At 68.2% G+C, this 1,451-nt stretch carries 2 protein-coding genes and 1 pseudogene; all 3 read left to right on the top strand.

The genetic code is table 11. The features are described 5' to 3' along the window. On the top strand, positions 1-558 hold a 558-nt coding region (locus EOA85_RS35155), incomplete at its 5' end, for a BID domain-containing protein (RefSeq protein WP_164760129.1). Beyond that, positions 555-1,085 carry a conjugative transfer signal peptidase TraF gene (gene traF, locus EOA85_RS35150; RefSeq protein ID WP_127212719.1) on the top strand — a complete coding sequence of 177 codons (531 nt, stop codon included), beginning with the start codon at positions 555-557 and terminating at the stop codon, positions 1,083-1,085. The genes EOA85_RS35155 and traF, both read left to right, overlap by 4 nt. After that, positions 1,075-1,451, top strand: a pseudogene (locus tag EOA85_RS35145) (conjugal transfer protein TraB); the annotation flags it as partial. The gene traF and the pseudogene EOA85_RS35145, both read left to right, overlap by 11 nt.

The raw sequence follows: 1,451 nt of genomic DNA, 5'->3' as shown, positions 1-1,451 counted from the left end.
CTCAAGGGCAGGACCGGCCTTCTCGCCGCAAAGGCCGATCGCGAGGACCGGCGCACCGCCGAGCTCAATCTCCCGGCGCTGAAACGCGACATCCAGCGCTATCTCAGCCTGCGCGAGACGGCCGTGCAGAAGCTCGAGGCCGGGGAGCACGCTATCCGCCGTCGGCTCTCGATCGACATTCCGGCATTGTCGCCTGGCGCGATCCAAGTCCTCGAGCGGGTGCGCGATGCGATCGACCGCAACGACCTGCCGGCTGCCCTGGGTTACGCGATCTCCAGCCGCGAGGTGAAGGTCGAGATCGACGGTTTCAACAAGGCGATCGCGGAGCGGTTCGGCGAGCGAACGCTGCTCACCAATGCAGCGCGCGAGCCCTCAGGCAAGGTCTTCGACAAGGCAGCCGAGGGTCTCACGCCACGCGAGCGCCAGAAGCTTGCGGAGGCCTGGCCGGTGATGCGGACGGCACAGCAGCTCGCCGCCCACGAACGCACCGCTGAGACCCTGAAGACGACGGAGAGCCTGCGCCAGACGCAGCGGCAAACGCCGGCGATGAAGCAATGAGGCGGCGCCGCGCCATCGTTCTAGTTGCGGTCGCGGCCGCAGGCCTTTTCCTGTTCGCAGGCGTCGCCTGGCTCGGGGGTATTCGTGTCAATCTGACGCGCAGCTATCCGCTCGGCCTGTGGCTCATCGAGCCGCTCGAACGGCCCGTGGCGGTGGGCGATCTGGTCTTCATCTGCCCGCCGGATACGGCGGTGTTCCGGATGGCGCGGGAGCGCTTCTATCTCGGCCTGGGCCTCTGCCCGGGATGGTTCAGTCCGCTGATCAAGACCGTCGTCGCGACGGGAGGCCAGGCGATCGCCATCGGCGCCGAGGTCTCGATCGACGGCCGGCCGCTTTCGCATTCCGATGTCCGGCCAAGCGACGCCGCGGGCAGGGCGCTCACGCCCTTCGCCGGCGGCGAGGTCCCGGCCGGCTTCCTCTTCCTTCACGCCGAGTTCGCAGGTTCCTATGATTCGAGATATTTCGGGCCGATCCCTGCCAGTGGCCTGCTCGGCCGTGCACGTCGGCTCCTCACCTTTGAGCCGTGATCTCGCGCACGGAGCAGTGCTGATCGCGCTGGCGGCGCTCTGTGGCGCCGTTGCCTGGAGTGGCGATCCGCTGACGCTGCCGCTGGCGATGCTGTTTCCGGCGCTATGGTCGTTGACGCGCCGCCGCGCCGTCGCCGCGCTCGTCTCGGCGGCGTACTTCCTGGCCGCATCGCGCGGGCTGCCGCAAGGCGTCGCCAATTTCTACGGCTCGAATCTCTGGCCTGGCCTGCTGCTGTGGTTCGCGGCCTCCCTCTCCTTCGTCGCCGTTCATACGATCTTATGGACGAAGCGTCGGGGATGGGGGAGGGCGGTCCGGTTTGCATTGGCGGCCGTCAGCGGATGCGCCCAGCCGACGATCCCGAAGGG

This window comes from Mesorhizobium sp. M5C.F.Ca.IN.020.29.1.1 (assembly GCF_003997375.1).
Lineage (GTDB): Bacteria > Pseudomonadota > Alphaproteobacteria > Rhizobiales > Rhizobiaceae > Mesorhizobium > Mesorhizobium wenxiniae.
The sequence above is the reverse complement of the archived record's forward strand: the minus strand, read 5'-3'. Positions and strand labels throughout refer to the sequence as shown.

What these genes read in the sequence shown, in the direction of transcription:
- traF (WP_127212719.1), top strand. Translation starts at nt 555, where the DNA reads ATGAGGCGGCGCCGCGCCATCGTTCTAGTTGCGGTCGCGGCCGCAGGC.